This is a genomic window from Streptomyces sp. NPDC058632, assembly GCF_042717095.1.
GTDB lineage: Bacteria > Actinomycetota > Actinomycetes > Streptomycetales > Streptomycetaceae > Streptomyces.
In genome coordinates, this window is the sequence record NZ_JBHXQZ010000130.1 from 1 (window position 1) to 18,927 (window position 18,927).

The 18,927-nt window shown below is 70.9% G+C and carries 13 protein-coding genes; 8 read left to right on the top strand and 5 right to left on the bottom strand.

Features of this window, described 5'->3' with window-relative positions; all coding sequences use genetic code 11:
- Positions 1-63: 63 nt before the first annotated feature.
- Both ACFWVE_RS32330 and ACFWVE_RS32335 read right to left on the bottom strand, forming a co-directional pair.
- A complete protein-coding gene (locus tag ACFWVE_RS32330; protein ID WP_055571803.1) occupies positions 64-966 on the bottom strand; it encodes a tRNA (adenine-N1)-methyltransferase in 903 nt (300 codons plus the stop codon).
- Positions 967-1,037: 71 nt separating this feature from the next.
- On the bottom strand, positions 1,038-2,732 hold the full coding sequence (locus ACFWVE_RS32335) for a site-2 protease family protein (protein ID WP_384021912.1): 1,695 nt from the start codon (positions 2,730-2,732) through the stop codon (positions 1,038-1,040).
- Between the two features lie 210 nt (positions 2,733-2,942).
- Here ACFWVE_RS32335 and ACFWVE_RS32340 point away from each other — a divergent pair, with 210 nt between their 5' ends.
- Both ACFWVE_RS32340 and ACFWVE_RS32345 read left to right on the top strand, forming a co-directional pair.
- Positions 2,943-3,935 carry a RecB family exonuclease gene (locus ACFWVE_RS32340; protein ID WP_384021915.1) on the top strand — a complete coding sequence of 331 codons (993 nt, stop codon included), beginning with the start codon at positions 2,943-2,945 and terminating at the stop codon, positions 3,933-3,935.
- Between the two features lie 69 nt (positions 3,936-4,004).
- A complete protein-coding gene (locus tag ACFWVE_RS32345; RefSeq protein WP_384021919.1) occupies positions 4,005-4,676 on the top strand; it encodes a response regulator in 672 nt (223 codons plus the stop codon).
- Positions 4,677-4,769: 93 nt separating this feature from the next.
- Here ACFWVE_RS32345 and ACFWVE_RS32350 read toward each other — a convergent pair whose 3' ends face one another.
- The 3 genes from ACFWVE_RS32350 to metH form a co-directional block, all read right to left on the bottom strand.
- The gene (locus ACFWVE_RS32350) at positions 4,770-6,374 is read right to left on the bottom strand and encodes an ABC transporter substrate-binding protein (protein WP_384021922.1); all 1,605 of its coding nucleotides are present in this window, start codon (positions 6,372-6,374) and stop codon (positions 4,770-4,772) included.
- A 443-nt stretch (positions 6,375-6,817) separates the two neighbouring features.
- The gene (locus ACFWVE_RS32355; protein WP_384021925.1) at positions 6,818-7,558 is read right to left on the bottom strand and encodes an HAD family hydrolase; all 741 of its coding nucleotides are present in this window, start codon (positions 7,556-7,558) and stop codon (positions 6,818-6,820) included.
- A gap of 201 nt (positions 7,559-7,759) precedes the next feature.
- A complete protein-coding gene (gene metH, locus ACFWVE_RS32360; RefSeq protein ID WP_384021928.1) occupies positions 7,760-11,272 on the bottom strand; it encodes a methionine synthase in 3,513 nt (1,170 codons plus the stop codon).
- Positions 11,273-11,588: 316 nt separating this feature from the next.
- On the opposite strand from metH, the gene ACFWVE_RS32365 reads away from it, so the two are divergent.
- From ACFWVE_RS32365 to ACFWVE_RS32390, 6 genes are all read left to right on the top strand, one after another.
- Complete coding sequence (locus tag ACFWVE_RS32365; protein ID WP_384021931.1) at positions 11,589-12,353, top strand: IclR family transcriptional regulator; 765 nt, start codon at positions 11,589-11,591, stop codon at positions 12,351-12,353.
- A 373-nt stretch (positions 12,354-12,726) separates the two neighbouring features.
- Positions 12,727-13,518: an MIP/aquaporin family protein gene (locus ACFWVE_RS32370; protein WP_384021935.1), complete on the top strand. Its 792-nt coding sequence runs from the start codon at positions 12,727-12,729 to the stop codon at positions 13,516-13,518.
- Positions 13,519-13,604: 86 nt separating this feature from the next.
- Positions 13,605-15,164 (top strand): glycerol kinase GlpK, encoded by a 1,560-nt coding sequence (gene glpK, locus ACFWVE_RS32375; RefSeq protein ID WP_384021938.1) that lies wholly within the window; start codon positions 13,605-13,607, stop codon positions 15,162-15,164.
- A gap of 18 nt (positions 15,165-15,182) precedes the next feature.
- Positions 15,183-16,799, top strand: a complete 1,617-nt coding sequence (locus tag ACFWVE_RS32380) for an FAD-dependent oxidoreductase (RefSeq protein ID WP_384021942.1) — start codon at positions 15,183-15,185, stop codon at positions 16,797-16,799.
- A gap of 176 nt (positions 16,800-16,975) precedes the next feature.
- The gene (locus tag ACFWVE_RS32385; RefSeq protein ID WP_384021945.1) at positions 16,976-17,647 is read left to right on the top strand and encodes a FadR/GntR family transcriptional regulator; all 672 of its coding nucleotides are present in this window, start codon (positions 16,976-16,978) and stop codon (positions 17,645-17,647) included.
- A gap of 203 nt (positions 17,648-17,850) precedes the next feature.
- Positions 17,851-18,837: a PAC2 family protein gene (locus ACFWVE_RS32390; RefSeq protein WP_384021948.1), complete on the top strand. Its 987-nt coding sequence runs from the start codon at positions 17,851-17,853 to the stop codon at positions 18,835-18,837.
- Positions 18,838-18,927 lie beyond the last annotated feature (90 nt).

Sequence of the window (18,927 nt, forward strand, 5' to 3'; positions counted from 1 at the left end):
GTTCCCGGTGCGGAGGGGGAACTGCGCCGCGGCGCTCGTGTGTTGACGTGGTGGCGGGTCGCGTCAGCGTGCGGTGCCCGCGTCGGCGTTGGGTCCCGAGTAGTCCTCGCCGTAGGCGCCCTTGGCGGGGCGGCGGCGGCGCATGGGGGGTTCCACGCCGTCGGCGAGGCGGCGGGCGGTGAGCAGGAAGCCGGTGTGGCCGATCATCCGGTGGTCCGGGCGGACGGCGAGGCCTTCGATGTGCCAGTTGCGGATCATCGATTCCCAGGCGGTCGGCTCGTTGAAGGAGCCGATCTCGCGGATGGACTCGACGGTCCGGGCGAGCTGGGTGGTGGTCGCGACGTAGCAGCAGAGGATGCCGCCGGGGACGAGTGCCTTGGAGACGGCCTCCAGGCATTCCCAGGGGGCCAGCATGTCGAGGATGACCCGGTCGACCTCGGTGTCGGACAGGTTGTCCTGGAGGTCTCCGACGGTGAGCTGCCAGGCGGGGTGCGGGCCGCCGAAGTAGCGCTCCACGTTGGCCCGGGCGATCTCGGCGAAGTCCTCGCGGCGTTCGTAGCTGTGCAGCATGCCCTGGTCGCCGATGGCGCGCAGCAGGAAGCTGCTGAGCGAGCCGGAGCCGACACCGGCCTCCACCACGCGGGCGCCGGGGAAGATGTCGGCGAAGGCGAGGATCTGTCCCGCGTCCTTCGGGTAGACGACGGCTGCCCCGCGGGGCATGGACAGGACGTAGTCGGGGAGCAGGGGGCGCAGCGCGAGGTAGGCGACGTTCCCGGTGGTGCGGACAACGCTGCCCTCGGGTGCGCCGATCAGCTCGTCGTGGGGGAAGGAACCCTTGTGGGTGTGGAAATTCTTCCCGGCCTCGAGCGTGAACGTGTAGTGGCGGCCCTTGGGGTCGGTCAGCTGTACCTGGTCCCCGACCTTGAAGGGCCCGCGGCGGCGGGCGGCACCGGTCGGTTCGGACATGTGACCAGCCTACCGGTCCCTGCGCGGGCCACTGACCACCCTGGGGGTGCGGGGGCGGGCAGCGGCGGGCGTCAGGAGGGGCGGGCCATGGCCTTGACGAAGGCGCGCTCGACGTCGGCCGCGGACAGGACGCCGTAGATCTCGCCGGTCGACTCGACGACCAGGTACTCGGTGGCGGGGGCGGACCGCAGGGCTTCCAGGAGCTCCTCCCCCGCGAGTTCGGCGGAGACACGCATGCCGTCGGTGAGGTCCTGGGCGAGCCCGCTGACCGCGACCCAGGGGCGGCGGTGCTCGGGTACGCCGACGATGGCGGCCTCGCGCACCAGGGACAGCGGGGTGCCGTCGGGGTCGACGACGACGAGGGCACGGGCTCCGGCGGCGTTGGCGCGGCGCAGTGCCTCGGAGAGGGGGGTGTCGGTCTCGACGGGCACCGCGCGGCGGGTCAGGGCTCGGGCGCGCAGTTCCGGCAGGTGCTCGCGCAGGCGGGCCATGCGCAGGCTGTTGCCGGCGCCGGTCCAGATGATCGCCGCGAGGATGGCGGCGAGCAGGGCGTCGAGGACGGTGTCCATGCCGACGCCGTCGGCGGCGTCGGAGCCGAGGGCTCCGGACTGGGTGAGCAGGGGGAGGCCGACCAGGACGGAGATGGCGAGGGCGCGGCCGACCCAGGCGGCGGCGACGGTGCCGCTCATCGGCTTGCCCGTGATCTTCCAGACGACCGCGCGGAGCATGCGTCCGCCGTCGAGGGGGAGGCCGGGCAGGAGGTTGAAGGCGGCGACGATGAGGTTGGAGATCATCAGGCCGGCCAGCAGGACGCCGGGTACGGAGCTGGGGTCCACCGCGAGCAGTCCGAGGTAGAACAGGCCGGACAGGACGAGGGAGAGCAGCGGGCCCACGAAGGCGAGCACGAACTCCCGTCCGGGTGTCTCGGCCTCCTTCTCGATCTCGGAGACGCCTCCGAAGAACTGGAGCTGGATGCGGCGCACCGGAAGCTTGAAGCGGAGGGCGGCCAGCGTGTGGGCGAGTTCGTGGACCAGGACCGAGGCGTAGAAGGCGACGGCGAAGAACAGCGAGACCAGGTAGCTGGCCGCGCCGAGTTCGGGCAGCACGCGGTCGATCTGGCCGCCGAAGACCCAGGTGATGAGGAGGGCGACGAGGAACCAGCTGGGGGCGACGTAGACGGGCACGCCGAACGGGCGGCCCATCAGCAGTCCGCCGCGCCTCTGCTGCTCCGGCGGGCGCTGTGGCGCGGGTTCCTTGCCGGGTGCCGAGTGGGCGAGGGTGCGGTCGGGGTGCTGCTGGGGCTTGTGGAACGGGTCGGGCCGGGGGTCGGCGGCGTGGTTCTCGGATGCGTCGCCCCCGGCGGCGTCGCTCTCGTCCGTGCTCCGCGGGTCACGGTTCCCCGCAGGTCGCACCGGGGCGAGGGGCTGCTCGGGCGTTCCGTTCCGGGGGGTGCTCCCGGTCTCCGCCGGGGTGCCTCCGGTCTGTGACGGATCGTTTCCGGAGCTCGACGGGGCGCGGCCGGCAGGCCGCTCGGCGCTCCGACCGTCCGAGGTGCCCGAGGTGCCCGAGGTGCCCGAGGCATCCGGTTCGCCCGTGTTGTTGAAGGTGCCCGAGGTGCCCGAGGTGCCCGAGGTGTTCGAGGAGGGCTCGGCCGGACCGAAGCGGTCTCCGTCCGTGGGGGGTTCGCCTGCCGGGGGCCCCGCGTGGCGCTCGGTCGACCCGTCGTTGCCGGGGCGCGGCTGCCCGCGTCCGCCGCTTGCGTCCACCGGTGTCCCCTCGTCGCTGCGTCTCCCGCGCCTGCCGGACGGGAGGGTCTCAAGTCGATGGTATGCGGCCGTCGCCGCACGTTTCGCCTCGGCACCCCTCTCCGTTCCCCTCCGTCACCGCGCCTGTTCTCCCTCTCCTTCCCCTTCTCCCCCTTCGGTCACCCTGCCGTGTGCGGTCACTGTCGGTGCCGAGCCGTAAGGTCTGTGGACATGGAGACGAGCACCGGGGCCGCGGGGCGGTCCGAGAGCATGCCGGTCGTGGCGGCGGACGGGCCGGTCGCGACCGGGGAGGCGGCGGCGGAAGGGGACGCGGCGGTGGCGGGAGGGGACGCGGCGGTGGCGGCCGGCGCCACCGCGGCGCCGGCCGGGCGGCCCCCCGCGCCGCCCGCCTCGCTGTCCCCGTCGCGCGCCGGTGACTTCATGCAGTGTCCGCTGCTGTACCGGTTCCGGGTCATCGACCGACTGCCGGAGAAGCCGAGCGAGGCGGCGACGCGGGGCACGCTGGTGCACGCGGTGCTGGAGCGCCTGTTCGACGCTCCGGCCGCCGAGCGCACCGCGCCGCGGGCGAAGGCTCTGGTCCCGGGGCAGTGGGACCGGCTGCGAAAGTCGCGTCCGGAGGTCGTGGAGCTGTTCGCCGAGGATCCGGAGGGTGAGCGGCTGGCGCGCTGGCTGGCGGAGGCGGAGCAGTTGGTGGAGCGCTGGTTCAGCCTGGAGGATCCGAGCCGGCTGGAGCCCGCCGAGCGGGAGCTGTTCGTGGAGGCCGAGCTGGATTCCGGGCTGCGGCTGCGCGGCATCATCGACCGGGTGGATGTGGCTCCCACCGGCGAGGTGCGGATCGTCGACTACAAGACGGGCAAGGCACCGCGGCCGGAGTACGCGGAGGACGCGCTGTTCCAGATGAAGTTCTACGCCCTGGTGGTGTGGCGGCTGAAGCGGGTGATCCCGCGCCGGCTGCAGCTCGTGTATCTGGGCAGCGGGGATGTGCTGACGTACGACCCGGTCCGCGCGGATCTGGAGCGCGTCGAGCGCAAGCTGCTGGCGCTCTGGGAGGCGATCCGGCAGGCCACGGAGACGGGTGACTGGCGACCGCGCCCCACCAAGCTGTGCGGCTGGTGCGACCACCAGGCGCACTGCCCGGAGTTCGGCGGCACTCCCCCGCCTTATCCGCTGCCGGTGCGGACGGCCGGGCCCGCCGTGGACTGATGTGCCCCGGGCCCCGGCGGGACAGGGGGCGCAGGGCAGAATGAGGGTGGACTAACGAAGGAGACTTACGTGGCCATCCGCGTCCTACTGGTCGATGACCAGCCGCTGCTGCGCACCGGCTTCCGGATGATTCTGGAGGCCGAGCAGGACATCGCGGTCGTCGGCGAGGCCGGGGACGGCCTCCAGGCCCAGGACCAGGTGCGGGTGCTGCAGCCCGACGTGGTGCTGATGGACATCCGCATGCCGCGGATGGACGGCGTGGAGGCGACCCGGCAGATCACCGGCCCCGAGCGGAACGGCCCGGCGAAGGTCCTGGTGCTGACGACGTTCGATCTCGACGAGTACGTGGTGGAGGCGCTGCGCGCGGGCGCCAGCGGCTTCCTGCTGAAGGACGCCCCGGCCAATGAGCTGGTGCAGGCGATCCGTGTGGTGGCCGCCGGTGAGGCGATGCTCGCCCCGAGCATCACGCGGCGGCTGCTGGACAAGTACGCCACGCATCTGCCGTCCGGTGACGAGCCGGTGCCGGACACGCTGCACACACTGACCGACCGTGAGGTCGAGGTCTTGAAGCTGGTGGCGCGGGGGCTGTCCAACGCGGAGATCGCCGCGGACCTGTTCGTCAGCGAGACGACGGTGAAGACGCACGTCGGTCATGTCCTGACGAAGCTCGGCCTGCGCGACCGGGTGCAGGCCGCGGTGTACGCGTACGAGAGCGGGCTGGTACGCCCGGGGGCGCAGTAACGCCCGCCCGCCGGTACGACAGACTCCGAGGGCGCCTCCCGGCTTGCGGGAGGCGCCCTCGGAGTATGCGGGCCCGGTCCGGGTCCTGCCGTGTCAGCCGCTCACGCCACGGCCCAGCTCCCACAGCTGGAGCGAGGAGGAGGAGTTGACCAGGTAGGCGGTGCCGGTGATGTCGTCGTGCGCGGCGACGTACTGCTTGCCCTGCCACAGCGGCAGCAGGGGCACGTCCTCGGCAACGATGTCCTGGATCTGGTTCAGACTGTCGGTGGCGGACAGCCGGTCGGCCTGACGACGGGACTCAGGGATCAGTTCCTTGCGGATCTCGGTGTTGGCGTACGGCGAGTTGAGGAAGTTGTCCTCGTCCAGGAACGGCGCGATGAACGCGTCGGCGTCCGGGAAGTCGGGGAACCAGCCCATGCCGTAGACGTCGAACTTGCCCTTCTGGCCGTCCGGCCGGAAGGTGTCCCAGCCCGCGCCCTCGATGTCGGTGTCGAACAGGCCGCTGTCGTTGAGCTGCTTGCTGAGCTGCTCGAACTCCGCCTTGGTCGCGGGACCGTAGTGGTCGCTCGTGTAGTGCAGCGTCATCTTCACCGGGGTGGTGACGGCGGCGTCCTCCAGCAGCTCGCGGGCCTTGGAGACGTCGGGGTCGCCGTACTTGTTGAAGAAGGCGTTGGAGTGCCCGGTGACGCTCGCGGGGACCAGCGAGTACAGCGGCTCGGCCTGGGAGCCGTAGACCTTGGCGACCAGCTCGCTGCGGTCGACGATCTGGGCCATGGCCTGGCGGACGGCCTTGGTCTCCACGCTGGGGGCCTTGGTGTTGAAGGCCAGGTAGCGGATCTCCAGACCCGGCGACTCGACGAGGTCGACGGTGTCGTCGGAGTCGAGGCTGAGCTTCTGGATCTGCTCCGGCGACATGCTGCGGGTCATGACGTCGAGCTCGTCGCCCTCGAGCGCCTCGCCCATGGCTTCGGCGCTCTCGTAGGAGAGCATCTCGATCCTGTCGTGGCCGACCTTCAGGGACCCCTTGTAGGAGGGGTTCTTGACGTAGGTGGCGCGGACCAGTTCGTTGTCCTTGACCTCGGTCTCGAACATGTACGGGCCGGAGCCGTCGATGTCGAACCCCTCGCGGAGCTTGTCCTTGTCGTACAGGTCCTCGGGGACGATGCCCGCGACCGGGGTGGACAGCTTGTACGGGAAGGTGGCGTCCGCCGACTTGAGGTGGAAGATCACCTCGCGGTCGCCCTGCGTCTCGACGGTGTCGATGGTGGACAGCAGCGCGAACACGCCACTGTCGGACTGGATCGCGAGGGCGCGGTCGATGGAGTACTTCACATCGGCGGCGGTGATGGAGTCACCGTTCGAGAACTTCAGGCCTTCACGCAGGGTGCAGCTGTACCGCTCGTTGCCGGAGTCGGTGAAGCCGCAGCTCTCGGCCGCCTCGGGCACCGGCTCGCCGTCGCCTCGCGGCTGGATCAGCAGGGTCTGCACGGTCTGGCGCAGGATGTTCCAGGTACCGACGTCGTAGGCGTACGCCGGGTCGACCGGCGCGGGCGTGTCCTTCGAGGCGGTGAACCGGTCCGTGGTGCCGACAACGATCGCGTCGCCGTCGCCGCTCCCGCCATCGGTGTCGCCACAGCCGGCGAGTACCGGCGCGAGCAGACCGATCGTGGCCGCCAGCACCAAAGTCTTGCGGTTCATGCTCGAGTTTCTCCAGAGCTGTCGACTCCGTGTATGCGGCATACAGGGGTGGTGCTACCGATCACGGGGATGGGGGCGATGTTCTCGCGATGAGATTAGTCCGCACCCGCGGGAAGGGTCGCCGCGGCCGGAGTTGAGCCTCCATCACGGAGTGGAACCGGACGTGGACGCACCGGCGCACGTCGGTGCGGCAGGATTGGTGCAGTGATCCACCAATCAGGACACAAGGGAACGCGAAGGCCTGCCGAAATGGGGCGGACAGCACATGACGACCCCCCTGTCGAGACTCCGGAAGGTGGTGAACATCACACATGAAATCCGGCCTGGCGGGACCGGAATTCAACGTTCGGTAGCCGTCCGAATTCCTTCGGGCACCCGCCGGGGCGGCCGGGCACGAACTCTTGGAATTCCGGTCCTTACACCGGTCTACGCTCGGTGAACGCCTAGCGCATTTCCGTCATCAGGCCGTGCAGAAAGGCCAGGTCGACGGCTTCCAGCGAGGAGACGACGGTTCGCCGGGCGGCCGCCTCGATCGGGGCCACCGAGGGCACCGCCACGACATGGCAGCCCGCGGCCTCGGCGGAGGCGACACCGGTCGCCGTGTCCTCGACGACGGCGCACCACAGGGGGTCCACACCGAGTCCGACGGCGGCGGTCAGGTACGGGTCGGGGTGCGGTTTGGTGCGCGGGACCTCGTCACCCGCGACCGACAGTGCGAAGTGCTGGGGTCCCAGCGAGGTGAGCACCCGGTCGATGATGCGCCGGTGCGAGGCGGAGACCAGGGCGGTGGGGATGCCGTACTCGGACAGCTCGGACAGCAGCCGGGCAGCGCCGGGCATGAGCGGCAGGGTGTCGGCGATACGGTCCTCGAAGCCGTCGTTGAGCAGCACCACCAGTTCGGCGAGGGGGATGTCGGCCCCGGTCGCCTCGATGAGGAAGCCCGCGCTGCGGGTCATGGGGCCGCCGACCACGACGTGCCGCCAGGAGTCGTCGAGGGTGTGGCCGAGGGAGGCGAACACCTCGACCTCGATGTCCCACCAGAAGCCCTCGGTGTCGACCAGGGTGCCGTCCATGTCCAGGAATACGGCCTGGAGGGAGGATCCTTCGGCCGTGCGGGGCTCCACCGGTCTGCCGGACCGGAGGGCCTGGGGAAGGGTGCCGGGCGCGGGAACCGTACTGGTCATCCACGTACCTCCGTCTAGGGGACGATCAGGCCGGTTCCCCTGGGGGAACCGGCCTGCGGTGGATCGACCAGTGTACGTCGTGCGCGCCGCGCCCGCTTCCGGCGTCTCACGCCCGGGCCCCGGGCGGGGCCGCCGGGCCGCGAGGCGGCGCAGGAGTCCTCGCGGGGGACGCCGGCGGCTCCTCGGGCCTGCCCCGGCGGGTCAGCGGGCGTTGAAGTACTTGGCCTCCGGGTGGTGGATCACGATGGCGTCCGTGGACTGCTCGGGGTGCAGCTGGAACTCCTCGGACAGGTGGACACCGATGCGCTCCGGCCGGAGCATCTCGGCGATCTTGGCACGGTCCTCCAGGTCGGGGCAGGCGCCGTAGCCCAGTGAGAAGCGGGCGCCCCGGTATTTCAGGGCGAACATGTCCTCCATCACGGCCGGGTCCTCACCGGCGAACCCGAGTTCGGAGCGTACGCGCGCGTGCCAGTACTCGGCGAGCGCCTCGGCCAGCTGCACGGACAGCCCGTGCAGTTCCAGGTAGTCGCGGTAGGCATTGGCCTCGAACATCCGCGCGGTCTCCTCGCCGATGCGGGAGCCGACGGTGACGACCTGGAAGCCGACGACATCGGTCTCGCCGGACTCCTCCGGGCGGAAGAAGTCGGCCAGGCACAGCCGGCGGCCGCGGCGCTGGCGGGGGAAGGTGAAACGGGTGCGTTCGTTGCCCGCCTCGTCCAGGACGATCAGGTCGTCGTCCTTGGAGACGCACGGGAAGTAGCCGTACACCACGGCCGCCTCGAGCAGGTTGTCCGTCTGGAGCCGGTCCAGCAGGCCGCGCAGCCTGGGCCGGCCCTCGGTCTCCACGAGCTCCTCGTACGTCGGCCCGTTGCCGGCACGGGCCTGCTTCAGGCCCCACTGGCCCTTGAACAGGGCACCCTCGTCGAGCCAGGACGCGTACTCCTTGAGCTGGATGCCCTTGATCACGCGGGCGCCCCGGAACGGGGGTTCGGGGACCGGGTTGTCGACGGAGACGTCCGAGCGGACATGGCCGGCCTCGGGGCGCTCGTCGATCTCCACGGTGGCCGCGCGGACCCGGCGCTGCTTCAGCTCGGGCAGCTGGGCGCCGGGCACGCCGCGCTTGATGCCGATGAGGGCGTCCATCAGGCGCAGGCCCTCGAAGGCGTCGCGGGCGTAGCGGACCTCGCCCTGGTAGATCTCGTGCAGGTCCTGTTCGACGTAGGCGCGGGTCAGCGCGGCGCCGCCGAGGATCACCGGGAAGTCGGCGGCCAGGCCGCGCTGGTTGAGCTCCTCCAGGTTCTCCTTCATGATCACCGTGGACTTCACCAGCAGTCCGGACATGCCGATGACGTCGGCACGATGCTGGTCGGCGGCCTCCAGGATCGCCGAGACGGGCTGCTTGATGCCGAGGTTGACCACGTTGTAGCCGTTGTTCGACAGGATGATGTCGACCAGGTTCTTGCCGATGTCGTGCACGTCGCCGCGGACGGTGGCGAGCACGATGGTGCCCTTGCCGTCCTCGTCGGTCTTCTCCATGTGCGGTTCCAGGTGGGCGACCGCGTTCTTCATCACCTCGGCGGACTGGAGCACGAACGGGAGCTGCATCTGGCCGGAGCCGAACAGCTCGCCGACCACCTTCATGCCGTCCAGCAGCGTGTCGTTGACGACGTCGAGGGCCTTGCGGGTCTCGAGCGCCTGGTCGAGGTCGGCCTCCAGACCGTTGCGCTCGCCGTCGATGATCCGCCGCTTGAGGCGCTCGTCCAGGGGCAGCGCGGCCAGTTCCTCGGCCCGGCCGGCCTTCAGGGACTTGGCGGTGGCGCCCTCGAAGAGCTGCATGAGCTTCTGCAGCGGGTCGTAGCCCTCGCGGCGCCGGTCGTGGATGAGGTCGAGGGCGGTGGTGACCTCCTCCTCGCTGAAGCGGGCGATGGGCAGGATCTTCGACGCGTGCACGATCGCCGAGTCCAGGCCGGCCTTGACGCATTCGTCGAGGAAGACGGAGTTGAGCAGGATGCGGGCGGCCGGGTTGAGGCCGAAGGAGATGTTCGACAGCCCCAGGGTGGTCTGCACCTTGGGGTGGCGGCGCTTCAGCTCGCGGATGCCCTCGATGGTGGCGATGCCGTCCTTGCGGGACTCCTCCTGGCCGGTGCAGATGGTGAAGGTGAGGCAGTCGATGAGGATGTCCTCCTCGTGGATGCCCCAGTTGCCGGTCAGGTCGTCGATGAGACGTTCGGCGATCTCGACCTTCTTCTCGGCCGTGCGGGCCTGGCCCACCTCGTCGATGGTCAGCGCGATCAGCGCCGCGCCGTGCTCCCTGGCCAGCTGCGCGACACGCGCGAAGCGGGATTCGGGGCCGTCGCCGTCCTCGTAGTTCACCGAGTTGATGACCGCCCGGCCGCCGAGCTTCTCCAGGCCGGCCCGCAGGACGGGGACCTCGGTGGAGTCGAGCACGATCGGCAGGGTGGAGGCGGTGGCGAACCGGCCGGCGAGTTCCTCCATGTCGGCGACGCCGTCGCGGCCGACGTAGTCGACGCACAGGTCGAGCATGTGGGCGCCCTCGCGGATCTGCTCGCGGGCCAGTTCCACACAGTCGTCCCAACGGCCCCCGAGCATGGCCTCGCGGAACTTCTTGGAGCCGTTGGCGTTGGTGCGCTCACCGATCGCGAGGTACGAGGTGTCCTGGCGGAAGGGCACGCTCTGGTAAAGGGAGGCGGCGCCCGGTTCCGGCTGGGGGGTGCGCTCGGGCGGGGTGACGTCCCGTACGCGTTCCACGAGTTGGCGCAGGTGTTCGGGGGTGGTGCCGCAGCAGCCGCCGACCAGGGACAGGCCGTAGTCGCGGACGAAGGTCTCCTGGGCGTCGGCCAGGCCCTCGGGGTCGAGCGGGAAGTGGGCGCCGTCCCTGGTGAGGACCGGCAGGCCGGCGTTGGGCATGCACAGCAGGGGGATGCGGGAGTGCCGGGTCAGGTAGCGCAGGTGCTCGCTCATCTCGGCGGGGCCCGTGGAGCAGTTCAGGCCGATCATGTCGATGCCGAGCGGCTCCAGGGCGGTGAGCGCGGCGCCGATCTCGGAGCCCAGGAGCATGGTGCCGGTGGTCTCGAACGCCATGGAGGCCAGCAGCGGCACCTCGACGCCGGTCGCCTGCATGGCGCGGCGGGCGCCGAGGACCGAGGCCTTGGTCTGCAGGAGGTCCTGGGTGGTCTCGACGATCAGCGCGTCGGCGCCGCCCGCGAGCAGGCCCTCGGCGTTGGCCTGGTAACCGTCGCGGATCGTGCCGTAGCCGATGTGGCCGAGGGTCGGCAGCTTGGTACCGGGGCCGATGGAGCCGAGCACCCAGCGGGTGCGGCCGTCGCGCGCGGCGTGCTCGTCGGCGACCTCCCGGGCGATGCGGGCGCCCGCCTCGGAGAGCTCGTGCACACGGTCGGCGATGTCGTACTCGGACGCGGCGCTGTGGTTGGCGCCGAAGGTGTTGGTCTCGACGCAGTCGACTCCGGCGTCGAAGTACTCGGAGTGGACCGAGCGGACGATGTCCGGGCGGGTCAGGTTCAGGATCTCGTTGCAGCCTTCGAGGTTCTCGAAGTCCTCGAGCGTGGGGTCCTGCGCCTGGAGCATGGTGCCCATCGCTCCGTCGGCGACCACCACACGGGTGGCGAGGGCCTCTCGGAGCGCGGCCACACGGGTCCGGCTGTCGGGGGAAGGGGTCAGCGGCAACGAGGCCATGTAAGGGGCTCCCTCAGGTGCGACGGCTGTCGGCTTTGCGGCTGCCCGGAACGATCCCTGATGGAGCCTCCCGGGCAGAGGCACGCCGCCAGGGTATCGGGGACCGCGCCCCGATGTTCCGGGCGTCCACGGGGCGGACCATGATGGCGGGGCCCGGATGCCCCGCATACGGGTGAGGGAGCGGATCAGGCCACGGATCACGGTCGATGCCGGCGGACCGTTGGCGAGAGGTCGACATCGAACGGTAGTGTTCGGCATTGCCGAACAGTGGCAGCGTCGCGGGGCGGCGGTCGAAGGGGACGGAGGCAGCACGGCGATGGCACGGAACATCCAGTCGCTCGAACGGGCGGCAGCGATGCTGCGCCTGCTGGCGGGCGGCGAGCGGCGGCTCGGACTGTCGGACATCGCCTCGTCGCTGGGCCTCGCCAAGGGGACCGCCCACGGCATTCTGCGCACCCTCCAGCAGGAGGGCTTCGTCGAGCAGGACGACGTCTCCGGGCGCTATCAGCTGGGCGCGGAGCTGCTGCGCCTGGGCACCACCTATCTCGATGTGCACGAGCTGCGGGCGCGCGCCCTGGTGTGGACGGACGACCTGGCCCGCTCCAGCGGTGAGAGCGTCTATCTGGGCGTGCTGCACCAGCGGGGCGTACTGATCGTGCACCACGTGTTCCGGCCCGACGACAGCCGGCAGGTCCTGGAGATCGGGGCCATGCAGCCGCTGCACTCCACGGCCCTGGGCAAGGTGCTGGCGGCCTACGACCCGGTGGCCCACAGCGAGGCGCTGGAGGCCGACCGCAAGGCGTTCACCGGCCGTACGGTGTGCGATCCGGACACCTTCGAGCGGATCCTCGACCTCACTCGCGCGCGCGGCTACGCGGCGGACGTCGAGGAGACCTGGGAGGGCGTGGCCTCGATCGCGGCCCCCGTCCACGACCGGCGACGCATGCCGGTCGGCGCGGTCGGTGTCACGGGCGCGGTGGAGCGGCTGCGGCAGGACGGCGAGCTGCGGCCGGAGCTGATCGCGGCGGTCCGCGACTGCGCCCGTTCGGTGTCGCGGGACCTGGGCGCCCGGCGCTTCTGAGCGGCGCGGGCAGGACCGGCACAACCGGAGGAACCGGCACACGGCAAGACCCGGACCGGAACGCCGCAGGGCGTTCCGGCCGTCGCCGCGCCCCGACGACGGACAACCGGGACATACCTCCACGGATCGAATGCCGTAGATCGACATCCCGGGACAATCAATAACGATCGCGCTTTCGGCAACCAAACCCTTGACGTGCAGGCAAGGCGGAGAAAGACTCCCGTCCATCGGTCGGCATTGTCGAACACTTACCGGCAATACGCGTTAGAGTGTGACAACGCCAAGGGCCGGCATCGCTCTCATCCCTGAGGGCGCCAATCCCCGGTGGGACCCGGGGGTCGGCTTCCCTGGACGAAGGACAAAGGAGTCGCGGGTGTCCAGCTCCGACATCTTCATCGGCGAGACCATCGGTACCGCCATACTCATCCTGCTCGGCGGCGGTGTGTGTGCCGCCGTGACCCTGAAGGCCTCCAAGGCCCGCAACGCCGGCTGGCTCGCCATCGCCTTCGGGTGGGGTTTCGCCGTCATGACGGCGGTGTACATCTCCGCTCCGCTCTCCGGAGCCCACCTCAACCCGGCCGTGACCGTGGCGCTCGCGATCAAGGACGGCGACTGGAGCAACGTTCCGGTCTACTTCGCCGGAGAGTTCCTCGGCGCGATGATCGGCGCCACGCTGGTCTGGGTGGCCTACTACGGCCAGTTCCAGGCGCATCTCACCGACAGGGAGATCGTCGGCGACCGAGGCGCGGAGGCCGGCGCCAAGGCGGTCGAGGCCCAGGAGAAGGGCGCCGGCCCGGTGCTCGGCATCTTCTCCACCGGTCCGGAGATCCGCAACGCGGCGCAGAACCTCGCCACGGAGATCGTCGGCACCTTCGTGCTGATCATCGCGGTGCTCACCCAGGGCCTGAACGACGAGGGCAACGGCCTCGGCGCGCTGGGTGGTCTGATCACGGCCCTCGTGGTCGTCTCCATCGGTCTGTCGCTGGGCGGGCCGACCGGTTACGCGATCAACCCGGCCCGTGACCTCGGTCCGCGCATCGTCCACGCCCTTCTGCCGCTGCCCGACAAGGGCGGCTCCGACTGGTCCTACGCCTGGGTCCCGGTGGTCGGTCCGCTGGTCGGCGGCGCCCTCGCGGCGGGCGTCTACAACCTCGCCTTCGTCTGAGGGTGACCCCGCCGCCGCAGAACCCCCAGTCTTGTAGAAGCGCCGTACGTACAGCCCCGTACCCAAGGAACCTCCAGGAGCACACAGTGACCGACGACCACACCGCCGGCATCGCCTCCCACGGCCACGGTCCGTTCATCGCCGCCATCGACCAGGGCACGACCTCGTCGCGCTGCATCGTCTTCGACCGCGACGGCCGCATCGTGGCCGTCGACCAGAAGGAGCACGAGCAGATCTTCCCCAAGCCGGGCTGGGTCGAACACAACGCCACCGAGATCTGGACCAACGTCCAGGAGGTCGTCGCCGGCGCCGTCGAGAAGGCCGGCATCACCCGGGACGACATCAAGGCCATCGGCATCACCAACCAGCGCGAGACCACCGTGCTGTGGGACAGGAACACCGGTGAGCCGGTCCACAACGCCATCGTCTGGCAGGACACCCGCACCGACGCCCTGTGCCGCGAGCTCGGCCGCAACGTGGGCCAGGACCGTTTCCGCCGCGAGACCGGTCTCCCCCTCGCCTCCTACTTCGCCGGCCCCAAGGCCCGCTGGCTGCTCGACAACGTCGAGGGCCTCAAGGAGCGCGCCGAGGCGGGCGACATCCTCTTCGGTACCATGGACTCCTGGGTCATCTGGAACCTGACCGGCGGCGTGGACGGCGGCAAGCACGTCACCGACGTCACCAACGCGTCCCGCACGATGCTGATGAACCTGCACACCATGCAGTGGGACAAGAAGATCGCCGAGTCCATCGGCGTGCCGACGGCGATGCTGCCCGAGATCCGTTCCTCCGCCGAGGTCTACGGCGAGATCAAGGGCGGGAGCCTGGGCGACCTGCTCGGCGGCATCCCGGTCGCCTCCGCGCTCGGCGACCAGCAGGCGGCCCTCTTCGGCCAGACCTGCTTCGCCGAGGGCGAGACCAAGTCGACGTACGGAACCGGCACCTTCATGGTGATGAACACCGGCGACAAGATCATCAACTCCTACAGCGGGCTGCTGACCACCGTCGGCTACCAGATCGGCGACCAGAAGCCGGTCTACGCCCTCGAGGGCTCCATCGCCGTCACCGGTTCGCTGGTGCAGTGGATGCGCGACCAGATGGGCCTGATCTCCACCGCCGCCGAGATCGAGACCCTCGCGCTCTCGGTCGAGGACAACGGCGGCGCCTACTTCGTACCGGCCTTCTCCGGCCTGTTCGCCCCGTACTGGCGCTCCGACGCCCGCGGTGTGATCGCCGGCCTGACCCGGTACGTCACCAAGGCGCACATCGCGCGCGCCGTCCTGGAGGCCACCGCCTGGCAGACGCGGGAGATCGCCGACGCCATGACGAAGGACTCCGGCGTCGAGCTGACCGCCCTCAAGGTCGACGGCGGCATGACCTCCAACAACCTGCTGATGCAGACCCTCGCCGACTTCGTGGACGCGCCCGTGGTGCGCCCCATGGTCGCCGAGACCACCTGCCTCGGCGCCGCCTACGCCGCCGGCCTCGCCGTCGGCTTCTGGAACAACACCGACGACCTGCGAGCCAACTGGCGCCGGGCCGCCGAGTGGACCCCCCACATGGACGCGGAGATCCGCGACCGTGAGTACAAGAGCTGGCTCAAGGCCGTCGAGCGGACCATGGGCTGGCTCGAGGACGAAGACTGACGAGGAGCAAGACCCGACATGACCACTCAGTCCACCCTGCAGTCCGTGCCTGCCCTGGGGACGCACCCGGTTTCCGGCTCGAACCCGAGCCGGGCCGAGACCCGGGAGCAGCTCTCCAAGGCGTCGTACGACCTCCTCGTGATCGGCGGTGGCATCCTGGGCATCTCCACCGCCTGGCACGCCGCGCAGTCCGGCCTCAGGGTGGCCCTGGTCGACGCCGGCGACTTCGCCGGCGCCACCTCCTCCGCCTCCTCCAAGCTTCTCCACGGCGGTCTGCGCTATCTGCAGACCGGCGCGGTGAGGCTGGTGGCGGAGAACCACTTCGAGCGCCGTGCGGTCTCCCGCCAGGTGGCACCCCATCTGGCGAACCCGCTCACGTTCTACCTCCCCGTGTACAAGGGCGGGCCGCACGGCGCGGCGAAGCTCGGAGCAGGTGTCTTCGCGTACTCGGCCCTGTCGGCCTTCGGCGACGGCGTGGGCCATCTGCGCTCCCCCGCCAAGGCCGCGCGGGACGTGCCGGAGCTGCGCACGGACAACCTCAAGGCCGTGGCCGTGTACGGCGACGACCAGATGAACGACGCGCGGATGGCGCTGATGACGGTCCGCGCGGCGGCCGAGTCGGGCGCCGTCGTCCTCAACCACGCCGAGGTGACCGGTCTGCGGTTCACCAGGGGCCGGGTGACCGGTGCCGAGCTGCGCGACCGGCTGTCGGGCGACGAGTTCGGCGTCGACGCCCGTCTGGTGCTGAACGCGACCGGGCCGTGGGTCGATCACCTGCGCCGGATGGAGGACCCGAAGGCGGCGCCGTCCATCCGCCTGTCCAAGGGCGCGCACCTGGTCCTGAAGCGGACCGCCCCGTGGCGGGCCGCGCTGGCCACACCGATCGACAAGTACCGCATCACCTTCGCCCTCCCCTGGGAGGACATGCTGCTGCTCGGCACGACCGACGAGGAGTTCGAGGGCGACCCGGCGGACGTCGCGGTCACCGAGAAGGACACCGCCCAGATACTCGACGAGGCCGCGTTCTCCATTCGCGACCAGCAGCTGGACCGTGACCTGATCACGTACTCCTTCGCGGGTCTGCGGGTGCTGCCGGGCGGCCCCGGGGACACCGCGAAGGCCAAGCGCGAGACGGTCGTCAGCGAGGGCCGCGGCGGGATGCTGTCCGTCGCGGGCGGCAAGTGGACCACGTTCCGCCACATCGGCCGCACGGTGATGCGCAAGCTCCAGGAACTGCCCGGCCACCCGCTGGGCGACGACTTCGAGCCCGTCGGGGCGCTGCCGAGCAAGCTGCCGCTGCCGGGGGTCGCCAACCCGCGCGCCGTCGCCCACCGGCTGCTGGTGGACGGCCCGGCGCCCGGTCCGCGCATGGCCGCGGACACCGCCCGGCACCTGGCCACCCACTACGGTTCGCTGGCCTTCGACATCGCCCGGCTGGCCAACGACGACCCGGCGCTGGCCCGGCGTGTCCACCCGGACGCCCCGGAGATCTGGGCGCAGGTCGTCTGGGCCCGGGACCACGAGTGGGCCGAGACGGCGGACGACGTGCTGCGCCGCCGTACGACACTGACGATCCGGGGTCTTGCCACGGATGAGGTCCGCGCGGAGGTCCAGGGCCTGCTCGACAAGAGGTGACCGCGCGGTCACCGGTCCTCCCGCACGGGGGGCGGTGACGGGAAGGGGCGACTCCGGACAGGTCCTGCGGGCCGGTGGAGTCGCCCCTTCCGGCTGTGGGCCCGCCCCGGAGGAGCCGCATAATGGCCCGGATACATCGGACGTCTGGTCCGTAGGGGATCCGCAGGGAGGCCGGGATGGCAGTCACCGACGAGGCGATCGAGAAGATCAAGGAGATGATCGTCTCCGGCGCGCTGCGTCCCGGCGACCGGCTGCCCAGGGAGAGCGAACTCGCGGCCGGACTGGGACTGTCGCGCAACTCCCTGCGGGAGGCGGTGCGCGCGCTGTCGCTGATCCGGATCCTGGACGTGCGGCAGGGCGACGGCACGTACGTCACCAGCCTGGATCCGCAACTGCTGCTGGAGGCGCTGAGTTTCGTCGTGGACTTCCACCGGGACGACACGGTCCTGGAGTTCCTCGCCGTGCGCCGCATCCTGGAGCCGGCCGCGACGGCCGCCGCGGCGACCCTGATCAGCGAGCGGGAACTGGACGCGCTGTCCGAGCAGTTGGACGGACTGGGCCCCGAGCCGTCGGTGGAGGCCCTGGTGGCCGCCGATCTGGACTTCCACCGGGGGATCGTGCGGGGTTCGGGCAACTCCGTGCTCTGTTCCCTGCTCGACGGTCTGTCCGGTCCCACCACCCGGGCCCGCGTCTGGCGAGGCCTCACCCAGGAGGACGCCGTCGGCCGGACCCTGCGCGAGCACCGGGCCATCCTGGCGGCCCTGCGGGACCGGGACGCGGAGGCGGCGCGGTCGTGGGCCACCGTCCACATCGCGAGCGTCGAGCAGTGGCTGCGGTCCACGCTGTGAGAGCCCGCCGTCCGCGCCGCGAGCCGGGCCGTTCCGCCCCGTGAGCGGGCGGCCCTGCGGGACAGCTCGGATCAATGCGGGGTGTTTCCCGGTGTCCGCCGGGGCAGTGTTGGGGCATTCCCCCTGCGAGGGGGCTGCGGGCGCCCCCCCGGCACGCCGTAAGGTTGGGGGGTACGCGAGGGCACGTCGGAAGGAGGCGCTGGGTGATCGAGCTCGAGGGGGTACCCGAGCTGATCGACCCGGTCATGGTGGCCGCGTTCGAGGGCTGGAACGATGCCGGCGACGCCGCCTCCACCGCGGTCGCGCATCTGGACAGGGAGTGGAAGGGCGAGGTGTTCGCGGCGCTGGACGCCGAGGACTACTACGACTTCCAGGTCAACCGGCCCACGGTGTTCATGGACGGCGGCGTCCGGAAGATCACCTGGCCGACGACGCGGCTGTCGGTGGTCCGGGTCGGTGGCGACAAACCACGCGATCTGGTGCTGGTCCGCGGGATCGAACCGTCCATGCGCTGGCGCTCGTTCTGCAACGAGCTGCTGGGCTTCGCCCACGAACTCGGGGTGGAGCTGGTGGTCGTCCTGGGCGCCCTGCTCGGTGACACGCCGCACACCCGTCCGGTCCCGATCAGCGGGACCACGTCCGATCCGGACCTGGCCCGCCGCATGGACCTCGAGGAGACCAAGTACGAGGGACCCACGGGGATCGTCGGCATCCTCCAGGAGGCGTGCACGCACGCGGGTGTCCCGGCGGTGTCGCTGTGGGCGGCGGTCCCGCACTACGTGTCGCAGCCGCCCAACCCGAAGGCGACGCTGGCCCTCCTGAACCGGCTGGAGGACCTGATCGACGTGCGCATCCCCCTGGGCGAACTGTCCGAGGACGCGCGCGCCTGGCAGGTGGGCGTGGACCAACTGGCCGCGGAGGACGGCGAGGTCGCGGAGTACGTCCAGTCGCTGGAGGAGGCCCGGGACACGGCCGAGCTGCCGGAGGCGTCGGGCGAGGCGATCGCCCGCGAGTTCGAGCGCTATCTGCGGCGTCGTGACGGCTCGTCCGGCCCGCCGCAGCCCGGCGGCCACGCCACGGCCGACGGCGGGGACGGCGCGTCGTTCCGGCGGGACGCCCCGGGCAGCCGACCCCGCCCGCCGAAACCGCCGAAACCGGACACGGACGGCGAGGATTCCTCGGAGGACTAGGGCCTGTCCGGCGGATCGGGTCGGAGGCGGTCGGCGGTGTCCGTCCGGCCGGGGCGAGTGGGGTCCGGTGCGTTCGGCCGCAGGGCGGAG

Coding starts and splice junctions, on each gene's coding strand:
- ACFWVE_RS32330 (WP_055571803.1), bottom strand. CDS start 966: ATGTCCGAACCGACCGGTGCCGCCCGCCGCCGCGGGCCCTTCAAGGTC.
- ACFWVE_RS32340 (WP_384021915.1), top strand. CDS start 2,943: ATGGAGACGAGCACCGGGGCCGCGGGGCGGTCCGAGAGCATGCCGGTC.
- ACFWVE_RS32350 (WP_384021922.1), bottom strand. CDS start 6,374: ATGAACCGCAAGACTTTGGTGCTGGCGGCCACGATCGGTCTGCTCGCG.
- ACFWVE_RS32355 (WP_384021925.1), bottom strand. CDS start 7,558: ATGACCAGTACGGTTCCCGCGCCCGGCACCCTTCCCCAGGCCCTCCGG.
- metH (WP_384021928.1), bottom strand. CDS start 11,272: ATGGCCTCGTTGCCGCTGACCCCTTCCCCCGACAGCCGGACCCGTGTG.
- ACFWVE_RS32365 (WP_384021931.1), top strand. CDS start 11,589: ATGGCACGGAACATCCAGTCGCTCGAACGGGCGGCAGCGATGCTGCGC.
- ACFWVE_RS32380 (WP_384021942.1), top strand. CDS start 15,183: ATGACCACTCAGTCCACCCTGCAGTCCGTGCCTGCCCTGGGGACGCAC.
- ACFWVE_RS32385 (WP_384021945.1), top strand. CDS start 16,976: ATGGCAGTCACCGACGAGGCGATCGAGAAGATCAAGGAGATGATCGTC.